The sequence below is a fragment of the Wolbachia endosymbiont of Litomosoides sigmodontis genome (assembly GCF_013365435.1).
In the GTDB taxonomy this organism is placed as follows: domain Bacteria; phylum Pseudomonadota; class Alphaproteobacteria; order Rickettsiales; family Anaplasmataceae; genus Wolbachia.
This window is the reverse complement of the sequence record NZ_CP046577.1, coordinates 291,255-312,310: the sequence shown is the minus strand read 5'-3', so window position 1 is coordinate 312,310 and position 21,056 is coordinate 291,255. Positions and strand designations below refer to the sequence as shown.

The following is a 21,056-nucleotide window of genomic DNA, read 5'->3' as shown; positions in this document are numbered from 1 at the left end:
CAATAAGTCAAAACAAAACTCATGTCTTTACATTTTATTTTAACTTTTTAACCAAAAGTTCAAGCACAGTGTGTACTAAAAATACAAAAAACTACTTGATAAACTTCAGCAGCCCCTTAATCATAGCACTGAAGTACTAAGTTATCTTTAATTTGTTATGTTTTTTACCAGGGCTCCTTTTGCTTTTTTTTCTTACTAGGTAAATTTCTCAAATATTTTCAGCCACCGTCATCCTGCTGTTTGTTAATGAGATTTTAGAAATACCGAAATAAATCGCGATATGTGAGGGAGAGCAGTTAATAAATTACCATTTTAGATTTGCATGATACTATTATAAAGCGAATCAACGTTATATTTGATAGTGAGATTGGAACAATGAGGCACTTAAGAAGTGCACACTAATCTTCACTGTTATAATCAGTCAAATAAGTAACATTATAAAGTTATTTAATTGCGGAATGAGAAAGAGAGGTAATAAATTTGTACAGAGCACTCTCAAGCAAAGCAATTATATTATAGACTTTATTACGCAAAATGTTCTATTTTATATACAACCAAAGTATTTCAATAGGATTGAGCTCAGGTGAGTATAGTGCTAGTATATAATCTCAGTGTTTTTAGATACCTTTAAATTTTTTGACTTATTCCAATTAGCAAAATTCATGATAAGAAAGGTTTTTGATGTTCCTAAATATTGGGATATTTATTCAGGAAATATATTCGTCATATAACTAGTGTGAACATTCTGTGCAAATAAGCTAGAACTCTTGCTATTTCTAGAATTAACTTGCACTGTAGAGATAAGAATTTCGCCTACCTAATTTTACTTTAACCTGTGTTTTAACACCTTTTTAAAACACCAATATCTAACCTTTGTTCAGGATATTTATACCAATTATGATGTAATATAGACTTGTTGATATTCAAGCTTAGTTTTTTCTCTCGATTCTTATCCTCATACCAATTCTCACTACAAAAGTAATGGATAGATAATAGAAAAAGAAATTATGCTAAAGTAAGTAAAATAGAGAGATTTAAAAGTTATTGAAATCAAAAAAAGAAATGCTGAAGAAAGTGCGAAAATGCATAAATTGCAAAAGAAACATAAAAATAGAAACCCAGAAAAAATTTGGCTTGAATATCAATAAGTCTATAATACACTATAATATGCAAAAAAAATAAAACTTTCATATATAAAGAGTTTTAAAAAACTTAGTGAGAATTGGTATAAGTATCCTGAATAAGAGTTATTCTTCTTTGATAAACGAGGTTTGGCACATATTTAAAGGTTAGATATTAGTGTTTTAAAAAGGTGTTAAAACACAGGTTAAAGTAAAATTAGGTAGGCGAAATTCTTATCTCTACAGTGCAAGTTAATTCTAGAAATAGCAAGAGTTCTAGCTTATTTGCACAGAATGTTCACATTAGTTATATGAATATATTTCCTGAATAAATATCCCAATATTTAGGAACATCAAAAACCTTTCTTATCATAAATTTTGCTAATTGGAATAAGTCAAAAAATTTAAAAGTATCTAAAAACATTGAGATTATATACTAGCACCATACTTACCTGAGCTCAATCCTATTGAAATACTTTGGTTGTATATAAAATAGAACATTTTGCGTAATAAAGTCTATAATATAATTGCTTTGCTTGAGAGTGCTCTGTACAAATTTATTACCTCTTTTTCTCACTCCGCAATTAAATAACTTTATAATGTCACTTATTTAACCTATTAACAATGAGAATTAGTATTACTGCTTAGATAATATATGTGTCATAAGATTTTATTCGTTTAGAATAAAACCTAGTGTTCACTTCACGCCAAATATGGTAGTATTCAATGGGGCAAGTCTGTTATAAGGCATATATTTATATGCTGCACGCGCATTGCACTATCTGCTATTGACCTAAAGAGGGAATTATTTTTATAAGCTATCCTTTCAGGAACACTCCAGCATTTTGTGAGCTGTCTCTTATAGAGACGATAACTTTTGCTAAGACTAACTCATTATTTCACTTTTTGTTTCTCTAAGCTTTGCAATACCTCTTGATTTTTTATCATAGTGACTTCTTCTTGAATTTCAATGATTTGCTTCAGTTGTGCTGTTTGTTTCATAGCAGCAGCACTGAGTTGCTTAACTATTTTTTTTGGTGTAAGAACAAATTCTATTACTGCAGTATCACTTGTATGAGCCTTTACTGAAAGTAATAAAAAAACAAAATACAACCTAAAGATAGAAAATAAACATAGTAGAACAAAGAAAACGCATATGTTAAAATCTACTTTACTGATTTAAAGCCAAATACTGTACATAAAGTCAAATATATTTCAGTAGTTCACTGTGAAACACCATACCACCAAAGTAAGTAAAAGGCCCTAGTGTGTAAAACTATTATAGCTGATCTAGCACCTCATTAGTACAAATTGCTCGACTTTAGAAACATAAAATTACTGTCGAAAAGCAAGTTAGATATAAAGTTTAATATATTTTCTTTTTGCTAGATAAAATAAATGTGCTGCTACAAATAAGGAGACACTTAATATTGATACATAGGAAAACTTGAGAGCTAAGTCTTTGATATATATCAATAAGCACTTATCTACAGAAAATTTGCACAATAGTAGTCCAAAATACATAACTGTACTATCAATTATCGATACTGCGATTAAAGTAATAAAATTTGTCATATGGAATCTAAACTTGGATTTCAATTTTTGAAAAAAGATTATACTTGAGAAGAGTGATACTAAAATTGCAGTGTATGAAATCAATATCATCAAGCTAAAATCTTGCCATTTAAGAACACAACATAATAATATGCACGTTATTAAGCTATACATAGCTTTTCTTTTACCATAAAACTCAATTATTAAATTTAGAACTAAAGCAGCCACTGTAACTAAGACAGCGCATATTATCAATTTCTTTGAAATGTTGAGCAAAGAAAGACTAATAAACAAAAGAATTGATAAAATAGACATAATTACCTACCAAAATATAGCAATATACACTCATTCTAAGCAAATATCACACATAATGAAAGAATTATTTAGTATAATTAAAAAATATTTAAACTAGCATAACTTAATCTTAAGTCTTTCAAATTTACTTTTAAAATATCCCTGATATTCAGAACTTTCTCGTCTGTTATTTTACCAATACATGAATAGACTACACCTTTAAACAATTGTTCAAACCTCTTCTGGTTTTGTGGTGCGATAGTAACTAAAATTCTACTTTGCGATTCAGAAAACATTATTATTTTGTTTATTATATCTGTATTTTGTATTTTCCCTATTGGCACTAGTGAAAAATCAATTTCTGCACCAAGATTCCCTGCAATTAGCGATTTTACTAAAGCAATAGCCAGCCCTCCCAGATTTGGTGCAATTGCGGAAGCAATGATGCTTTCTCTTATTGCCTGGTTGAAACGCTCGTATAATTTTCTGGCATTCTTTGCATCAACTTTTGGCACATTGTTGGTATCTATTCCACTATATAATTGATACTCAGACCTACCAAGTTCATCGTCAGTTGTACCAAGCACATATATCAAGTCCCCTGGCATTTTTACGTCAAGAGATACTGCATTTTCAATATTTTCTATAATTCCAACTGCTGAGATAAGTAATGAAGGTGGTGCAGAGATCATCACTTCCTTACCATTTTCATCATATCCCTTAAAGTCGTTAAACATACTATCTTTTCCGGATATAAATGGTGTTTTAAATGCAGTTGCATAATCATAACAAGCCTTTGCAGCTCTTTTTAGTTGCCACAACCTTTCTGGATTGTAAGCATCACACCAGCAAAAATTGTCAAGCAACGCTAGATGGTCTATATTTCCTCCTGCAGCTACATAGTTACGTATGGCAGTGTCAATTGCACATGCTGCCATATGATAAGTGTCAATCTCTCCATAACTTGAACCAAATCCTTGAGATTTTACAATACCTTTGTTTGAAGAAAGAATTGGCCTTAAGACAACAGCTTCGCTGCACACTCTTCCCTCGCCCTGTAACGGTTTTAACACTGAAGACCCTTGAACTTCATAGTCATATTGTACCACTATGAACTCTTTGCTGCATATGTTTGGTCTACTTAGCATTTCTTTCAGTTCAACCTCCTGGCTCAGTGTTATGCCAGCGCGTGACGCTGAAGTGGCAGTAATAATTTTCCTAGACCAAGGCTTTGTTTTTAAGTGCATCTTAGGATTACCGCCATGCATAAACCCAGTTTCAATATTCATTATTGGCGGGGCAGAAGAGATTTGAACTGTCAACACACCTGTATTATTGAACTCTCCGATTACGCTAATTTCTACATCATGCTTTTTCATGATTTGCTTAAGCATAGGTAAATTTTTTTCTGGCACTGCTAAGGTCATTCTCTCTTGTGATTCCGATATCCATATTTCCCATGGAGCCATACCATCGCTTTTAAGTAGAACCTTGCTTAAATCAACCTTAAATCCATCCTTTCCCATTTCACCTATCGACGATGATAAGCCACCTGCACCATTATCTGTTATTGCATTGTAAAGACCGAGATCTCTTGCTTCTATGATGGCACTAGATAATTTCTTTTGTGTTATGGGATCTCCGATTTGCACAATTGTTGAGGTGCTGTTTCTTGATAATGCCTCTGAAGAAAGCGTTGCACCATGAATTCCATCTCTTCCAACTCTTCCCCCGATAATCACGACCTTATCCCCATTTTGGGGCTTTTTAATATGTGAAGGCACGTTGTTTATATTGCGTGGAATAATTCCTACGCTTCCAACAAAGACTAATGGCTTTCCACAAAATCTGTCATCGAAATATACCGATCCAAGTTGTGTTGGAATACCAGAGCAATTCCCAGCAATATTAACGCCACGAATCACTTCTTTCATAATATATTTTGGTGGCAAAACTTCATCAGTACACTCCTTGTCTCTATAAAATTTACCTTTTAGTTCTTTAGCAAAGCAAAAATAATAAGTATTCATTATAGGCTCCGCACCTTTACCAAAACCCACTATATCACGATTAACCCCAAGCACCCCAGTCATTGCTCCACCAAATGGATCAAGAGCCGAAGGACTATTATGAGTTTCAACTTTATCTACAATCAGGTAATCGTCATCAAAAACTATGCCCCCTGCATTATCAGAAAAAACTGATACGCATATATTGGAGTTTATTTCATACGTTGCACGCTTAATATAATGTGCATATAAGCCGTCTTTTATTTCATCAATGGGAGAGCAGAAGATATTATGCTTGCAGTGTTCAGACCAAGCCTGTGCTAGAGACTCAAGTTCAATATCATATGGGCTTCTACCAAGTCTGTTAAAATAATCTCTTATGGCTTTCATTGCTGCAAGAGACAGTCCTAGTGTGCCATTACCATGGATTCCACCTCTACTGATTTTTTTAAGCTCTTGATCACTTAGATTGAGATTAACAAGCTTAGCTCCTACTTCCATGCAACGCACTTTAGTATATGAATGTTGTAATTTACAGGTAGTTTGCATAGAAGATGGTGTCATTTCAGTGCTTGACACTGAGATCAAGTTTTCACTATGCAATTGCTTAATTCCAGTTAAATTTTCTAGATCCAAGTATCTTGGCATTGGAATGACATCCTTTAATTTACCATAACGCTTCCAATAACAATTGCCGTTTTCTTTATAAATAAGCGTGCAATACTCAGTGAGTGGGTTAAATTCTATATCGCCTTCAATTAGCAAATTTCCTTGCCCTAGAATCAATCTTGAACTTCTTGCTTTTACCTCAACTGGTGTCACTCTAGCACTTGATATTTGAGTCTGTGCCTTTTTCCCTTTCTGGATCTCAGTGTCAAGCTCTAAAAAAACAGATGAGTCGACATAGCCCTTACCTATTAAATACTCTCTAACAATTTGCTTTGATGTGTTGCCGACATTATCGGTCATACCAGGTAATAAGCTCACTTCTAAGCCCCATTCAGCTTGCGACTCTATGAAATCATATCGAATTTCTCCAAAGTTTTTACTGTAAGAATAATAACGGCAGTCTTGTATGGTTTCATTATAAAATAGCTTACAAATTTCTTCATATAATTTTGATGGTAACTCTTTACTTATGTAGATCGAATAAACGTTGATTAGCCATCTCTTACCAACTTGTTCATATTTATTTAAAACTTCTATTCTGATATTTGTCATATAATGTTAAAAGACTTCAACTTATAATAACATTAAGAAATCGTAAGCACACTTATATTTTACTGTACAATAAAGCATCTTATTAATTGCTATCTTTCGTGGGAAGAATTTTTACTGTCAATGTGGATGAACACTTTTTTGATATATTAGTTCATTACATATTTTCTGAGTATGAAAAAGAAAAAATTTCCAAGATAAAAGTAATACTTCCTTGCAAAAGCGACGTGATAGCGATGCTAAGTGCATTTAAGAATTACAACGCTAAAAAATGCATAATTTTGCCAGAGATAATTTCATTAGAGAACATTAACGAGAAAGATTCAATATTAAATATTGACAAGATTAAAGTTATCAAGCCAACAAAAAGGATATTACTATTGATCCAATTCATATTGGAGTGGAATAAAAAAAACAACGACTGTTTCCCAATAGATTTAGCTTATAGCTTAGCATCATTACTTGATAAGATTCAATGTACTCAAATAAAAGATGATTATCAATTTGACAAACATTCAAAGAAAATAGAGAATTTCATAAACTTGCTTATTGAAAGTTGGAGTAAAACTTTAAAAGATCTAGAAGTAGTAGATATACTAAAACATAAAAGTGACTATATAAATAATATGGTAGTCTCTCTACAGAAAGATCAACATATAATCTTCGTTGGAATTGGGAAGGGTGAGATCCACAAGTTATTGATTAAGGTTATATATGAATTGCCATTCGGAAAGATAATTTTACCAAATCTAAATTTAAAAATTAAAGAGAAGGATTGGAAATCGCTTGATAAAAGACATTATCAATATTGCCTAAAAGATCTGCTGGATTATTTAAGTGTAAGCAGAGAGAATGTGAATTTCCTACCAGAAACACTTCCTTCAGCACATAATGCTGGAATCTATGACCAGAAAACCAGGATAACTGTAGAATATCTAGATCACATCTTTGATACTACCGCTAACTTAAGCAAAGTTAGTAACGGGTACATAGAAAATATTGAAATTATCACTTGTGATTCTAGGAAGGAAGAATCACAAGTGATATCATTAATTATAGAGAATGAAGGTTACGAAAATGTTTCTTTAGTCGTCTTTGACAAATTACTTGCAGCTTGCATGGCACGTTCCGCACCAAAAAATTACCCTTATATAACGCTCTTGCTCTATAGTATCGAGGTTTTGACTTCAAGTTGGAACAGTGTAGCATTACTTTCGCTCCTTAAACATAAACTAGTGACTTTTGGTTTCTCTCAAGAAGAGTACAGTAAAATTCTATCTGAGTTTGAAATAGAGATATTACGTAGCTTTAATACAAGAGGCCTTGATGACATTATAAAAGCTATTAATACCCATCAAAAGCTAAGACATAAAGAAGGTATATTACGCATTATCAGTAAATTAGCAACTATACTTAATCCTTTACTTAATTCTATGAATTGCCCTATTTCTGATGTAGTAACAGCTCATTTGCGATGTGTTAGTATGCTGTCTAGTATAAATTTTTTGGAATTGAGTAATGAAATGGGTAATTTTATCCGTGATTTCTCAAATGCAAGTGAGGGCATATCAATTAAATGCTCCTTAGAGTTATATAACCGGATTATAGCTTTGTTTTTTAAAAAAGAGTTTTTTCCTACAGCAAGTAACCTAAATAAATTTAGTTTATACCATAATAAAGTTGTAATACTTGCTGGATTAAATGATATACCAAGCTTTCAAAGTCCATTTTTAAATGCACTGACAAGAGAAAAGTTCAATATTCCTTCCGTGCAAGAGGATCAGGGATATTTTTTGTATAATTTACGCAATTTATTTTGCGCAAGTAAAGTTTACATTACAAGATTGTTAAGTAATAAGAAGCCAATTCTATTGCGTCGCCTGGGAATTCTATTACAAGAGTCAAAGCACTCCTATCGCGATTGGCTAAGAGTATTAAATACGCCTGAATGTACTACCCCGTACACTCAACCTATGCCAAAACCTCAAACTAAAGTTAGAAAAGAAAAAATGCAAGTGATGTCTTGCAGCGCAGTAGAAAAGCTAATCCGTAATCCTTACTCATTTTATGTTGAGCACATACTGAAACTTAAACAATTGAAAGACTTAAATTTCAAGCCGTCGATATTAGAATTTGGCACTATGATACACAACATTCTTGAGAAATATTCACGTAACAGAAAATCACCAATGAGCATTGCACAAGAGGTATACTCAACTAGTCAGTTTAATTTTTCAAATATGTGGTGGGTAAAACTGCAAAGGATAATTCAATCTTTTGTTAAATTTGATAAGGCTAGAAGCAATCTAGTTGAGTCGGAAAAGAGCTTTTCCTATCTGGTAGCCCGCGTTCCTGCACATAATGCTAAAGCCATTTGTAAGCTACAAGAAATTTCTCTGACAACAAGATGCGATAGAGTTGAGTATCTGCCAAATGGAAAAGTGGCAATTATAGATTATAAGCTTGGTTTTCCACCTTCCAATGAAGAAGTTATGTCAGGATTTTTCCCGCAATTAATTTTACAAGCTTTAGCAGTAGAATACACAACCGGGAAAGAAGTTTCAGAACTTGCTTACTGGAAACTTGACTATGATAAAATAAAAGTTATTTTTCTGAAAGGTTATAGGCAAAAAATGCAGGAGTTTCAAAATGATTTGCCAGATTTTTTATCTCATTATTTAAAAAATACTGTTCCCTTTATTGCCTCTCCATATTTTGATAAATTCCTAAGGTTTAACAACTATAAACAACTAGAAAGAGTAGGAGAGTGGTTGTAAATATCAATTCCAACTGTACAAGAAACGTATAGGAAATAATGAAAAGGAGGCTATACTGAAGCGAGTAAAATAGCGAGATTTAAATGGCATTGAAATCAAAATTAGTAAATGGAAAAGTCGTAGAATCAGCAAAAGAAGTGCTAAAGAAAGTGTAAAATACTTATATGTCGCAAAAAAACTAAATGCTGTGATTGCAGCAAAAAAAAGCATAATATAGCAACCTTAAGAAAAATATATTTCTCTTTCAAGAACAGCACTAACTGCGTAGATAAAGCACCTAAAACTAGGAAGAGAAGAAAAATTGGTTACTTCCACCCTTCAACGCCATAGAAAAATTAGATTGAAATTAGAGTAACTTCGAATAAGTTGAAGTATGGATACAAGAGAATCCTAATGTTACTGTAAAAAATGAGAATAAGAATCTAGGAAAAATTTATTTTGAATATCAGTAAATCTACAGTACACCTTAGAATATGCAAAAAATGAAATTTTCGTATATTACGCCAAAACCGGTTTATAATGAGCAAAATAGAGGTAGACAAGAAGAGTTATAAGAACTTAATAAGAGACTATTTGGTAAGTATTCTAAACAAGAGCTATTATTCTTTAATAAACTGCGGTTTGATATACATTAGAAAATTGGACAGCAGTAGTTTAAAAAGGGCGTTAGAACTTAGATTGAAGTAAAATTGATTAAATAAAATTTTTATCTCTATGATGCAGTTAATCCTAGAAATGAAGAGAGTCATAGCTCATTTGTACCGAACGTCAACACTGATTGTATGAATATATTTCTTAAATAAATGTCACAACATTTAAGAACACGAGGAGACTTTCTTGTCATGGACTGGCTAATTAGCATAAGTCAGAAAATTTAAAGGTACTTAAAAATATCAAGATTACATGCCTATCACCATATTCACCTGAGCTCAATCATATTGAGAGACTTTGGTTGTATATATAAAGAACATTTTGCATAATAAAGCCTACAATACAATTGCCTTGCTTAAGAGTGCTTGTGCAAATTTATTACCTTTCTTCTTTCTCACTCCGCAATTAAATAGCTCTGTAATGTTACTTATTTGACCCACTAATAATAATTTGACTCATTAATAATAAGAGTTGGTACAACACCCTTTTTAAACTACCGATGTCCAATTTTCTATTGTATATCAAACCGCAGTTTATTAAAGAATAATAGCTCTTGTTTAGAATACTTACCAAATAGTCTCTTATTAAGTTCTTATAATTCTTCTTGTCTACCTCTATTTTGCTCATTATAAACCGGTTTTGGCGTAATATACGAAAATTTCATTTTTTGCATATTCTAAGGTGTACTGTAGATTTACTGATATTCAAAATAAATTTTTCCTAGATTCTTATTCTCATTTTTTACAGTAACATTAGGATTCTCTTGTATCCATACTTCAACTTATTCGAAGTTACTCTAATTTCAATCTAATTTTTCTATGGCGTTGAAGGGTGGAAGTAACCAATTTTTCTTCTCTTCCTAGTTTTAGGTGCTTTATCTACGCAGTTAGTGCTGTTCTTGAAAGAGAAATATATTTTTCTTAAGGTTGCTATATTATGCTTTTTTTTGCTGCAATCACAGCATTTAGTTTTTTTGCGACATATAAGTATTTTACACTTTCTTTAGCACTTCTTTTGCTGATTCTACGACTTTTCCATTTACTAATTTTGATTTCAATGCCATTTAAATCTCGCTATTTTACTCGCTTCAGTATAGCCTCCTTTTCATTATTTCCTATACGTTTCTTGTATAATTGGAATTAGTACAAACACTTATGACCACAATTCAGCTAGCTTTAAGTCGCAACTAACTTAAACTATAAGCGCCAAGAAATTTACCAAGTAAGGAAAAATGCAAAAAAACTCTGTCACAGCTAATCTTAATATCTTCTAAACGCTCAGTACTAGCTGTCAATGTATAGACAACAATGTGAAAGACATGAAGTGTACATAGTGCAAAAATTAAACATGATACACCAGATACGTTAAACTTTTTTATCATGTTATCTGTACAGATCTAAAGATAAATAGCTTTAATACTACAGCAAAAAATCTATTCAAATCCGTTAAGCAATTTTTTGCACTTCTATGAATTAGAAGGTTTATCAAATCACAATGCTCGTGAAGTTATATATCATACACTGAAATAACATCAGTAATGCACAGTAAAATTTTATTTTTTACAGGAGATTTCACAGTCAGCAAATTTTCACAATCAACAACAATCAAAGACTTTTTTAGTTTGCAGAGATTTACTGCTATACTTTCCTTTCTTTAAGAAATTAACCTATTTAATTTTATATGAGATATAGTACCAAATATTTTCATCAAACTTAGATATCAATGCTGATGACCCTAAAGTGTAAACCATTTTTCCTTTATCATCATTACTTTTATCTTACTACACAATCCAATACTAATGACTAGAGCTCCATGATTGGAAATAGTGTGACAGCTCACTAAAAACAATAAAATAAAAAATATTAGCACTTGCATCTCTATTAATAAATCACTTAAAGCTACAAACATTAACAAATCACCTGTCGTCAAATTTTGTAAAAGTTAAATTGACTGATTTTTGATATCGCTTAATATAATATTTACTTCAGAAAATAATAGGTGTTCTATGTTATTGTTAGAAGCAGATCCAATATATAAACCTTTTAATTATCCTTGGGCGTATGATGCCTGGTTACAGCAGCAAAGAATACATTGGATACCAGAAGAAGTTCCTCTTGCTGATGATGTGAAAGACTGGAAAGCTAAACTTTCGAATGTAGAAAAAAATTTACTAACTCAGATTTTCAGGTTCTTTACTCAAGCAGACATTGAAGTAAACAACTGCTATATGAGACATTACTCAAATATATTTAAACCAACAGAAATATGCATGATGCTCGCAAGCTTTTCCAATATGGAAACCATACACATTGCAGCCTATTCTTATCTTTTAGATACAATTGGCATGCCAGAAAGTGAATATCAAGCATTTTTAAAATATGATGCTATGAGAAAGAAATATGAATATATGCTAGAATTTGAGGAGTGTAAAAAACATGATAAAAAACATATAGCCAAAACCCTGGCAGTATTCGGTGCATTTACTGAAGGATTACAGCTATTTGCATCATTTGCAATTTTGCTCAACTTTCAACGCTTTGGAAAAATGAAAGGCATGGGACAAATAATTGCCTGGTCAGCACGTGACGAAACCTTACATACCAATTCAATTATCAATTTATTCAATACGTTTATAAAAGAAAACAATGAAATTTGGAATGATGAGTTCAAAAAGGAACTATATTCTGCATGTCGTACTATCGTTAGCCTTGAAGATGAATTCATAAAGCTTGCCTTTGACTTAGGAGATGTTGAAGGACTATCTGCGGAAGAAGTACGTAATTACATACGCTATATAGCAAATAGACGGCTAACGCAATTGGGTCTGAAACCCATATATGATATTAATGAAAACCCCCTTCCGTGGCTTGATGGAATACTAAATGGTGTTGAACACACGAACTTTTTTGAAAACAGAGTCACAGAATATAGCCGTGCAGCAACTCAAGGTACGTGGGAGGAAGCTTTTGCTGAAGACGATACTTAATACAAAGAGCACTAATTAGTCTCTTTGGATTACCTGCTATAACCTGATTAACTTAACACTTGTACCCGAAACTCACATAAACAGTACTAAGCTGAGAACTAACAGTTTTATAAAATGAGCTGAAATAAGTATTTAACAGGCTTGTACTAAGTACTTTGACCAGTCTTTCACCTTTGATAATAAGTGGAACTGTTGGCGGCATTTTCTATAGTATCATCAATTTGCAGCTCTTATAATAACTCTCTCGTTCCAAGGTTTATATAACCGCAATATAAGCGAGTCATTAAAAGTCGTTAACTGAAATTAGTCTTGGCGCATACAGTATTAGCCTAACAACCAAAATAAATTCTTCATTATCTTTATCAATTACAGCAAATTCTTCGTTAGCTATAGAGGTTGCAGCACTATTACTCACAATTTTAACTAAAATTAAGAATAGGTATTATGATTAAGCTTGTCGAAGCAGTGAAAAAGTACATGTCTAATACTAATTTACATTATATTATGGATAGATAATAATGAAAAAGAAGCCATACTGAAGTAAGTAAAATAGCAAGTTTTAAATGGATTGTACTAGTTAGTATAAGTTAAAAATTTAAAAAACATAAAAATATTTAGATTATATACCCACTACCATATTTACAGAGCTCAATCCTATTGAGAAACTTTGGTTCTATATAAAACAGAACATTTTGCGTAATCAAAATCTATAATACAATTGCTTTGCTTAAGAGCGCTTTGTATAAAGCTATTAACTCTCTATTTTCACTCCGCAATATTAAATAACTCTGCAATGTCACTTATTTAACCCATTAACAATGAGAATTGACATTAAGAGAAAAAAAGAGCTATGGTTAATATCTATATAAAAAAAATTATCACTTTTTATGTTTTAAATACTCAATAATTGCAACTCAGCCGCTTTAAAGCCATAACTAATCTAAATTATAAGCATTAAGAAATTTACTAAGCATGACTCATAGCACTAGTTAACAATATACATAATAATGAAAAAAATACAGAATACACATAAGTGCAAAACATTAAACATAAGACAACAGATACACTAAGTTTTCTCGTCGTTTAATCTGTACAGAGAAGATAAATAAATAGCTTCAGTGCCTGAAATAACGGAATTAGCAAGGTCTATCAAGTAGTTTTGCATTTCTATATGAGCTACTTGAAATCCTGTTTACGAAATCATAATGTTTGTGCAATTCATTAATAAATCAAGGAATCATAGTAAAGATAGACGTTGGTAAAAGATTGCTAAAAGCTACAAAATATGCCTTTCAGTGTAATCTCTAAATGCACCTCGATTAGAGTCAAAATACAATTTCACACTGCCAATTGGCCCGTTTCTTTGCTTTGCAATAATAAGCTCTGCAACATTTCTAATTTTCTCCATTTTTTCTTGCCACTCCCGGTGTCTATTACTTCCCTCACTTGGCTGCTTTCTCAGCTCGTAATATTCTTCTCTATAAAGGAACATTACTATATCTGCATCTTGCTCTATGCTTCCTGAATCACGCAAATCAGCAAGTTGTGGTTTTTTATCATCTCTCTGCTCAACAGAACGAGAGAGCTGCGATAGTGCAATAACAGGAATATTTAGTTCCTTTGCAATTGCCTTTAATCCTTGTGTCACTTCTGAAATCTCTTGTACTCTATTTTCATTGCTTCTCTTTGTTGTCCCTCTAATTAACTGCAAATAATCAATAAACACAGCTTCTATGTTATATAACTGATATAACAAACGTATCTTAGTACGAAGAGCGCTGATTGATAACGCAGGAGTATCATCTATGATGAAAGGTAATTCAGCTAATTCTGAACTAGTATTGATGAATTCATGCAACTCAAAATCACTAATCTTTCCAGTCAATGCTCTATAATAGCTAATTCCTGAGTCTATGGTGATCAATCTTGCAGTTAATTGTTCTGCAGACATTTCAAGTGAAAAAAACGCTACATAGCGTTGTTTATCTACCCTTTTTTGCAAGAGCTTGCAAGCATTAAGCGCAATATTTAATGCTAATGCTGTCTTACCCATAGAAGGCCTTGCAGCCAGAATTAATAGATCAGACTTCTGCAAACCACCAAGGAGCTGATTTAGATCTTGCAGTCCGGTTGTAATACCTAGTGCCTCTGGATTATTCTTCAGTGTCCTGATTTTTTCAATTACATCTTTAACTGAGCTTGCAAGCTTTATATATGTTTTTTCACTTTGCCTTTTTACTGCTAAGTTGAATAACTTAGTCATAGCTTGTTCAATTTGCACCTGCGCAGAGTTTTCGATATCATAATTATAACTATCACTAACTATCTCTTGTCCAAGCTTGATTAAACACCTTCTTAAGTAAGTATCACGGATTATTCTAGTTAAATTATAGATATCAAGCACAATACTTGCCTTTACTGCAAGTTTTGCAAGATATTTAACTCCACCACATTTAGTAAATGCTTGGTCATTTTCAAAAAACATTTTGAGGCTCAGTTCATTGGCAACTATGCCGCGCTTTCTAGTTTTAGATATCTGAGTAAAAATACTTTGATGCAGTGGATCATAGAAATTCTCTGCAGTGATTATATCTTCAACTACATCACAGATTCTATTATCACGAATCATTGCGCCAATAAGCATTTGTTCAGCTTCTAAATTATGTGGTAATTTACATATTTCCTTACCAACACTTGTTGAATCGATGAGACTAGCTAATTCATTCATCTTAAGTTTCCAAAGTAACTGTCAATCAGTGTAGTATATTTAATACCCATTTAAAAGATATAAAAGCAAAAAAAATTGACTAATTCTGTGTTATCTATACCATTTGAAAAGGCCCCTGTGGTGGAATGGTAGACACATCAGACTCAAAATCTGCTGCTTACAAAAGCATGCTGGTTCAAGTCCGGTCAGGGGCACTCAAATATTGGAAAATGCATTATGTTACACAAATTTTTCGGTCGTTTATTTTCTATTTTCTCTCTTATAAATATTATTCAAAAAACAAAAAATGATGAAAATGGAATATGTTATGTTACAGGACTTAGGCGCTATATTTCGATATTGCTTGATTTTATTATTATCGTTTTATTCTTGTTATTCTTGGGTTTTTTCATCCAGGCCTTAAATCATCTCTTTATAAATCAAGAAGATGGCATAACATTTAACCAAATTGCTGCAAAATATCAAATGCAAGTACCACTTTCTGCAGAAGAAAAAATGGCAAAGAGTAGACTCATTAAATTATGGATCCTAAATCAAATAGTCCAATTCATTATGCTCTTTAGCTATGTTACATACATGTGGATAAAGTTCGCTGCTACACCTGGCAAATTATTGCTTGGACTTAGAGTTGTAGATGCAAAAGCCTTTGGGAAAATATCTCTAAAACAAGCAATTAAGAGGTTTTTTTCCTTAATAGTGTCAGTTGCGCCACTATTTTTGGGTTTTATATGGTCGAATTTTAACAAGCGCTGCCAAACTTGGCACGATAAGATTGCAGGCACAGTAGTGGTTACAAGTAAAAGCCTTGAAAGGCAGAGCTAAAAAAGCCATTTGACAAAATTTAACAATTTCATCATCATAGTAGTAGGGTTATTTCTGATCCATCCCAATCTCCACTATACAAAAAACGGATAGATAATAATGGAAAAGAAACCATACTAAAATAAGTAAAATAGTGAGGTTAATCTTTAAAATGGAGAGAGATTAGCTTATCTTATCATAGATTACATTAATTAGCATAAGTTAAAAAAAATTATAGATACCTAAAAATATTGAGATTACATACTTGCCCAAGTTCAATAGAGAGCTTTATGCAAATTTATCACCTCTCTTTCTCACTTCACAATTAAACAACTCTGAAATGTTACTTATTTAATCCACTAACAATGAGAGAATTAGTATTACATTAAATTATCGTGGCTACATGCCTTTTAAATTTTCTTCACGCTCAGCCAAATCACACTTAAACTAAGCATTAGCAAATTATTATAGCGCTAATTCAAACTATTATATGATCAAAATCAGTATCACGTGATTTTTTTTCCTTTTTCTGTTCAGTAGATTTCTTAAATATTTACAGTTAAAAGTTAGTTATAAGAGATCTGACTTAAGAGCCTATTAAGCTGAGCAGCTGACACTGAAATGACATCTTAAATTTAGTCCAAAATTCACTCAGGTTAACGATAATTTAACCAATTCTAACTAAAAATTAAAGAGAGGACAATTAACTATAGAATAAAGGTAGTAGCGCAAAAATTTGGTAAATGGAACAATTGCAATTTATCTGACAAGTGCTATTTTAACCTGATTTTTTCACAAAAATACTGCTTTTACGGTGTGAGGCCTGGGGAGCAGAGCTGCCATTCCAGCGTGTAACGCTGGAACGCAGAAATTTGATCTGTGGACTAAAGCACGGGATAACAAAAAATTGATTTTACAACGTAGGATATTTCACTACTATATTTGTATGGCTCTTAGGTTAAGAAATACCTTATTAATGATATCCGTAACTAGTTTACTTACTGATTGCTTTTCAATACTGTTTTCTGGCTCTACAGAAGTAATTAGAATCAAAGTAGTAGATAGTAAAGGCAACTTAATAGAAAAAGTTAAACGAGTTATAAATGACCCACCTGAGGTGAGCCATTCTGTTACATCTACCCCTAGAGTAGCGGTTACTCAGCTGACTTCGGAAGCATTGTCTATTGACTGTAAAAAAGCAGGCTATAAACAACTAAATGCAATGATAAGTAAAAGTTTTAATAAAGTTATTCTATTAAATCTACTGTGGTGCCCTGTTTCAGTTATCGACACAGTTACTAGAGCTTATAAACAATACTCACCATACTATGGTGCAACCATAGAGGAATCTAGTTTACAGTGAAAAAATGCTTAAACGCAGTGGCCAAAAGAAACTAAAGTCTATAGTAGAAAGTTATGCATTAAAATGCATGAGGAACAGAATAAGCAGAAACGAAATACTTCTTATTTTAAACTGGAAGAGCATAGTTGGAGCAGAAATAGCAGAACATACAAAACCAAAAAAAATCTCATATGCGCAAAATATAAATTCAGGTATACTACACTTAGTAGTAACAAATGGCAGTAAAGCACTGGAAATTCAGCATATGATTTCTTTTGTGATAGAGAAAATCACAATATTTTTTGGCTACAAAGCAGTATATGATATAAAAATTAAGCAAGAGAGCATTGACTATTTTACTATATAAGGTAACCTAAATACATAGAATAATTTGGTATATCAAAGTGAGTAGAGTTTGCGAATTAACAAATAGGAAGAAATCTTTTGGTAATAAGGTGTCACATTCAAATCGTAAAGCAAAGCGCACCTTTCTCTTAAATTTACATAATGTTACGTTGATAAGTAATATTTTGAGTAAAAAATTTAAGTTTCGTATAGCAACAAGGACCTTAAGGACTATAGATTATAAAGGTGATCTTGACACTTTTTTGCTCAATACAAGAACAGTTAAATTAAGTGAAAAAGCGCAAAAAATAAAAAGAAAGTTGAAGAAAGTTTTAGCAAAACAAGAGGTAAAGTTAGCCGTTTCAGATGCATAACAAGCCTCCATGGCTCAGAGCAAAAGCTCCGATTGGTAAAGTATTCAATGAGACCTTAAATACTGTTAGATTACACGGTCTGCACACGGTATGCGAAGAGGCTGCATGTCCAAATATTGGCGAATGCTGGAACAAACGTCACGCTACTATGATGATTCTTGGTTCTGTTTGCACTCGTGCTTGTGCATTTTGCAACGTTGCAACTGGTATCCCTGATAAGTTAGATCCTCATGAGCCAGAAAATTTAGCAAAAGTAATAAAAAAGTTAAACTTAAAACATGTTGTAATTACCTCCGTCGACCGTGATGATTTACCAGATGGCGGAGCAAGTCAGTTTATAAAGTGCATAGAAGAAATTAGGAAAATAACTTCAGAAACAACAGTAGAGATTTTAACTCCAGATTTTTTAAATAAGAAAGGAGCATTTGAAGCAATCGCTGTTGCATCACCTGATGTCTATAACCACAATATTGAAACAGTGCCTAGATTATATGCAAGAATAAGACCACGTGCTCGTTACTTTCATTCACTATATTTATTGAAAACGGTGAAGCAAATTAATCCTAAACTCTTCACAAAGTCAGGACTCATGGTTGGCCTTGGAGAAACAAAAGAAGAAGTGCTTCAAGTTATGGATGATTTACGAAGTGCCGAAGTTAATTTTATTACAATCGGTCAATATCTTCAACCAACTCCAAAGCATGCAAAAATCGATAGGTATATTACCCCAGAAGAATTTGAGCATTATAAATACATTGCTTATTCTAAAGGCTTCTTAGTGGTTGCATCAAGTCCATTAACTAGATCATCATACCATGCTGAAAAGGATTTCAATAGGCTCAAGGCTTGTCGTTGATATTATACCAATTCTCATTTTTAGTAGGCCAAATAAAGTGACATTGCAGGGTTATTTAATTGCGTAGCAAAGAAAAGAAGTAATAAATTTTGACAAAGCACTCTCAAGCAAAATAATTCTATTATAGACTTCATTACGTAAAATATTCTATTTCATATACAGCCAAAGTCCCTCAATAGAATTGAGCTCAGGGAGTATGGCGTTAAGCATACAATTTCAATATTTTTAGATACTTTAATTTTTTTTGATTTATGTTAATTAGCACACCATACAAAAAGAAAGTCTTCTCGTGTTCTTAAACATTGCAACGTTTATTCAAGAAATATATTCATGCAATCAGTGTTGATAACACTCAGTGCAAATAGCCACAATTCTCTCCATTTCTATGATGGACTGTACTGTAGAAATAAAAATTTTATCTACTTAATTTTACTTTATCAACCCATGTCCAAAATTTTCGAATGTGTGCAAACCGTAATTCATCGAAGATGAATAACTCTCATTCAGGATATTTACCATAAGTTTTTTTAAAACTTTTTCTTATCTTGATCTTGTTTATATGGTAATATAAGAGCCCTCTTGCACCCACACTTCAACTTATTCAAATTAACTTACCTGATTCAATCTAGTCTTTCTATAACATTGAAAGAGGAGAGCAAATAATTTTTTTCTCTTTCACATTTTAGGTGCTTTATTTATGTAGTCAGTGCTGTTTTTAAGATACAACATATCTTTGCTATGACTGTTATACTGTGCTTTTATCTTATTCATTATGAATTATTCATGGAATATTTGCTGCAATTACAGTACTTAGTTTTTTGTAACATATGCGTCATTTCGTATTCCCTTCAGCATTTCTTTTGCTGATTCCCAACTTTTCTATTCAAGAATTTTAATTTAAATCCCATTTAAAAACCTCGCTATTTTACTTACTTTAGTATAGTTTCTTTTCCATTATTGGCTACTTATTCTTATGCAGTAGGCATTGATATGATTAGGGATTCTTTTGCCTTTTTCCCATTCAGTAAGTTTCCTAAATATTTATAACTATAATGACAACCATCATCTCATCAAGGTATGACAACTCTATCTAACACATGACGCTGGAATTCAGACTTTCCAAGATCTTGTAGATGACGTTACCCCAAACCCTAACATAGAATTAACTACTTTCTATTCTCAACAAATTAGTTCTCTTGCTTCACAAAAAGTAAACTTTTCTAAGTCCTAGCGTCTGCGTATTGTAGTAGCAAGAAAAGGGGATATGAGGTAAACAAAAGAAGTGCTGGAATAATATCTATAAAAATCCAAAAATCTTCACTACAGTTAAGCAATAAAAAGCTGTTAGGTCTATAGTTTACATTTGAATTTTATTTTATATTATTGTAAGTATTGCACAACTTTAAGGAGCAGTTATGGCAGTGATGCCTGATAAATGGATAAGGGAAAAAACTGAAAGCTTTAGAATGATAGAGCCTTTTGTGGATCACAAAAGCAGTAAGGGTGTCATATCTTTTGGACTATCATCTTATGGATATGATGCAAGAGTAGACAATAAATTCAAGATTTTTACTAATGTTAATTCAGCTGTAGTTGATCCTAAGGATTTTTCTAAGAACAGTTTTATAGATAAGGAAACAGATGTGTGCATAATTCCGCCAAATAGCCTAGCACTTGCAAGTACAGTGGAATATTTTCGTATACCAAGAAATATACTAGTTATTTGTGTTGGTAAATCGACTTACGCAAGGTGTGGAATTATAATAAACGTTACTCCCTTGGAACCAGGATGGGAAGGTCATGTTACACTTGAATTCTCAAATACTACTCCTCTTCCTGCAAAAATTTACGCTAATGAAGGAGCGTGCCAATTTGTTTTTTTAAGTGGTGATAGTGAATGTGAAAAATCATACGATGATATGAAAGGAAAATATATGAATCAACGTGGCATTACCTTGCCGTTGGTAGAATAATGACTTCTATTGTTTAGAAAAGTTTAA

13 protein-coding genes, 1 tRNA gene and 1 pseudogene are annotated in these 21,056 nt (G+C 32.3%); 10 read left to right on the top strand and 5 right to left on the bottom strand.

Annotated elements, in window-relative coordinates; all coding sequences use genetic code 11:
* Positions 1–2,015: 2,015 nt before the first annotated feature.
* Positions 2,016–2,234, bottom strand: coding sequence for a hypothetical protein (locus tag GOY07_RS04165; protein WP_218938975.1), 219 nt, complete (start codon positions 2,232–2,234; stop codon positions 2,016–2,018).
* An 833-nt stretch (positions 2,235–3,067) separates the two neighbouring features.
* Positions 3,068–6,199, bottom strand: coding sequence for a phosphoribosylformylglycinamidine synthase subunit PurL (locus tag GOY07_RS01340; RefSeq protein ID WP_175837639.1), 3,132 nt, complete (start codon positions 6,197–6,199; stop codon positions 3,068–3,070).
* A 98-nt stretch (positions 6,200–6,297) separates the two neighbouring features.
* Here GOY07_RS01340 and GOY07_RS01335 point away from each other — a divergent pair, with 98 nt between their 5' ends.
* On the top strand, positions 6,298–8,973 hold the full coding sequence (locus GOY07_RS01335) for a PD-(D/E)XK nuclease family protein (protein WP_175837637.1): 2,676 nt from the start codon (positions 6,298–6,300) through the stop codon (positions 8,971–8,973).
* A gap of 83 nt (positions 8,974–9,056) precedes the next feature.
* A pseudogene (locus GOY07_RS01330) lies at positions 9,057–10,037 on the top strand (IS630 family transposase).
* A gap of 1,321 nt (positions 10,038–11,358) precedes the next feature.
* Here GOY07_RS01330 and GOY07_RS04160 read toward each other — a convergent pair.
* Positions 11,359–11,532: a hypothetical protein gene (locus GOY07_RS04160; RefSeq protein ID WP_246224435.1), complete on the bottom strand. Its 174-nt coding sequence runs from the start codon at positions 11,530–11,532 to the stop codon at positions 11,359–11,361.
* 97 nt (positions 11,533–11,629) lie between these two features.
* On the opposite strand from GOY07_RS04160, the gene GOY07_RS01325 reads away from it, so the two are divergent.
* Positions 11,630–12,610: a ribonucleotide-diphosphate reductase subunit beta gene (locus tag GOY07_RS01325; RefSeq protein WP_175837635.1), complete on the top strand. Its 981-nt coding sequence runs from the start codon at positions 11,630–11,632 to the stop codon at positions 12,608–12,610.
* Between the two features lie 283 nt (positions 12,611–12,893).
* Here GOY07_RS01325 and GOY07_RS04510 read toward each other — a convergent pair whose 3' ends face one another.
* Both GOY07_RS04510 and GOY07_RS01320 read right to left on the bottom strand, forming a co-directional pair.
* A complete protein-coding gene (locus GOY07_RS04510) occupies positions 12,894–13,025 on the bottom strand; it encodes a hypothetical protein (RefSeq protein WP_256359459.1) in 132 nt (43 codons plus the stop codon).
* A gap of 861 nt (positions 13,026–13,886) precedes the next feature.
* A complete protein-coding gene (locus GOY07_RS01320) occupies positions 13,887–15,338 on the bottom strand; it encodes a replicative DNA helicase (protein ID WP_175837633.1) in 1,452 nt (483 codons plus the stop codon).
* Between the two features lie 111 nt (positions 15,339–15,449).
* On the opposite strand from GOY07_RS01320, the gene GOY07_RS01315 reads away from it, so the two are divergent.
* From GOY07_RS01315 to dcd, 7 genes are all read left to right on the top strand, one after another.
* A tRNA-Leu gene (locus GOY07_RS01315) sits at positions 15,450–15,532 on the top strand.
* 22 nt (positions 15,533–15,554) lie between these two features.
* Positions 15,555–16,160, top strand: coding sequence for an RDD family protein (locus GOY07_RS01310; RefSeq protein WP_175837631.1), 606 nt, complete (start codon positions 15,555–15,557; stop codon positions 16,158–16,160).
* A 925-nt stretch (positions 16,161–17,085) separates the two neighbouring features.
* A complete protein-coding gene (locus tag GOY07_RS01305) occupies positions 17,086–17,502 on the top strand; it encodes a hypothetical protein (protein ID WP_246224434.1) in 417 nt (138 codons plus the stop codon).
* Between the two features lie 4 nt (positions 17,503–17,506).
* Positions 17,507–17,848, top strand: coding sequence for a DUF721 domain-containing protein (locus GOY07_RS01300; RefSeq protein WP_175837629.1), 342 nt, complete (start codon positions 17,507–17,509; stop codon positions 17,846–17,848).
* Positions 17,849–17,885: 37 nt separating this feature from the next.
* On the top strand, positions 17,886–18,200 hold the full coding sequence (rpmB, locus tag GOY07_RS01295; protein ID WP_175837627.1) for a 50S ribosomal protein L28: 315 nt from the start codon (positions 17,886–17,888) through the stop codon (positions 18,198–18,200).
* Positions 18,193–19,056 carry a lipoyl synthase gene (gene lipA / locus GOY07_RS01290; RefSeq protein ID WP_175837625.1) on the top strand — a complete coding sequence of 288 codons (864 nt, stop codon included), beginning with the start codon at positions 18,193–18,195 and terminating at the stop codon, positions 19,054–19,056. The genes rpmB and lipA overlap by 8 nt, the downstream gene beginning before the upstream one ends.
* Before the next feature lie 1,415 nt (positions 19,057–20,471).
* A complete protein-coding gene (dcd, locus tag GOY07_RS01285) occupies positions 20,472–21,029 on the top strand; it encodes a dCTP deaminase (protein WP_175837623.1) in 558 nt (185 codons plus the stop codon).
* Positions 21,030–21,056: the final 27 nt, after the last annotated feature.

Coding starts and splice junctions, on each gene's coding strand:
- dcd (WP_175837623.1), top strand. CDS start 20,472: ATGGCAGTGATGCCTGATAAATGGATAAGGGAAAAAACTGAAAGCTTT.
- GOY07_RS01325 (WP_175837635.1), top strand. CDS start 11,630: ATGTTATTGTTAGAAGCAGATCCAATATATAAACCTTTTAATTATCCT.
- GOY07_RS01300 (WP_175837629.1), top strand. CDS start 17,507: ATGCTTAAACGCAGTGGCCAAAAGAAACTAAAGTCTATAGTAGAAAGT.
- GOY07_RS01340 (WP_175837639.1), bottom strand. CDS start 6,199: ATGACAAATATCAGAATAGAAGTTTTAAATAAATATGAACAAGTTGGT.
- GOY07_RS04160 (WP_246224435.1), bottom strand. CDS start 11,532: ATGTTTGTAGCTTTAAGTGATTTATTAATAGAGATGCAAGTGCTAATA.
- GOY07_RS01310 (WP_175837631.1), top strand. CDS start 15,555: ATGTTACACAAATTTTTCGGTCGTTTATTTTCTATTTTCTCTCTTATA.
- lipA (WP_175837625.1), top strand. CDS start 18,193: ATGCATAACAAGCCTCCATGGCTCAGAGCAAAAGCTCCGATTGGTAAA.
- GOY07_RS01320 (WP_175837633.1), bottom strand. CDS start 15,338: ATGAATGAATTAGCTAGTCTCATCGATTCAACAAGTGTTGGTAAGGAA.
- GOY07_RS01305 (WP_246224434.1), top strand. CDS start 17,086: ATGGCTCTTAGGTTAAGAAATACCTTATTAATGATATCCGTAACTAGT.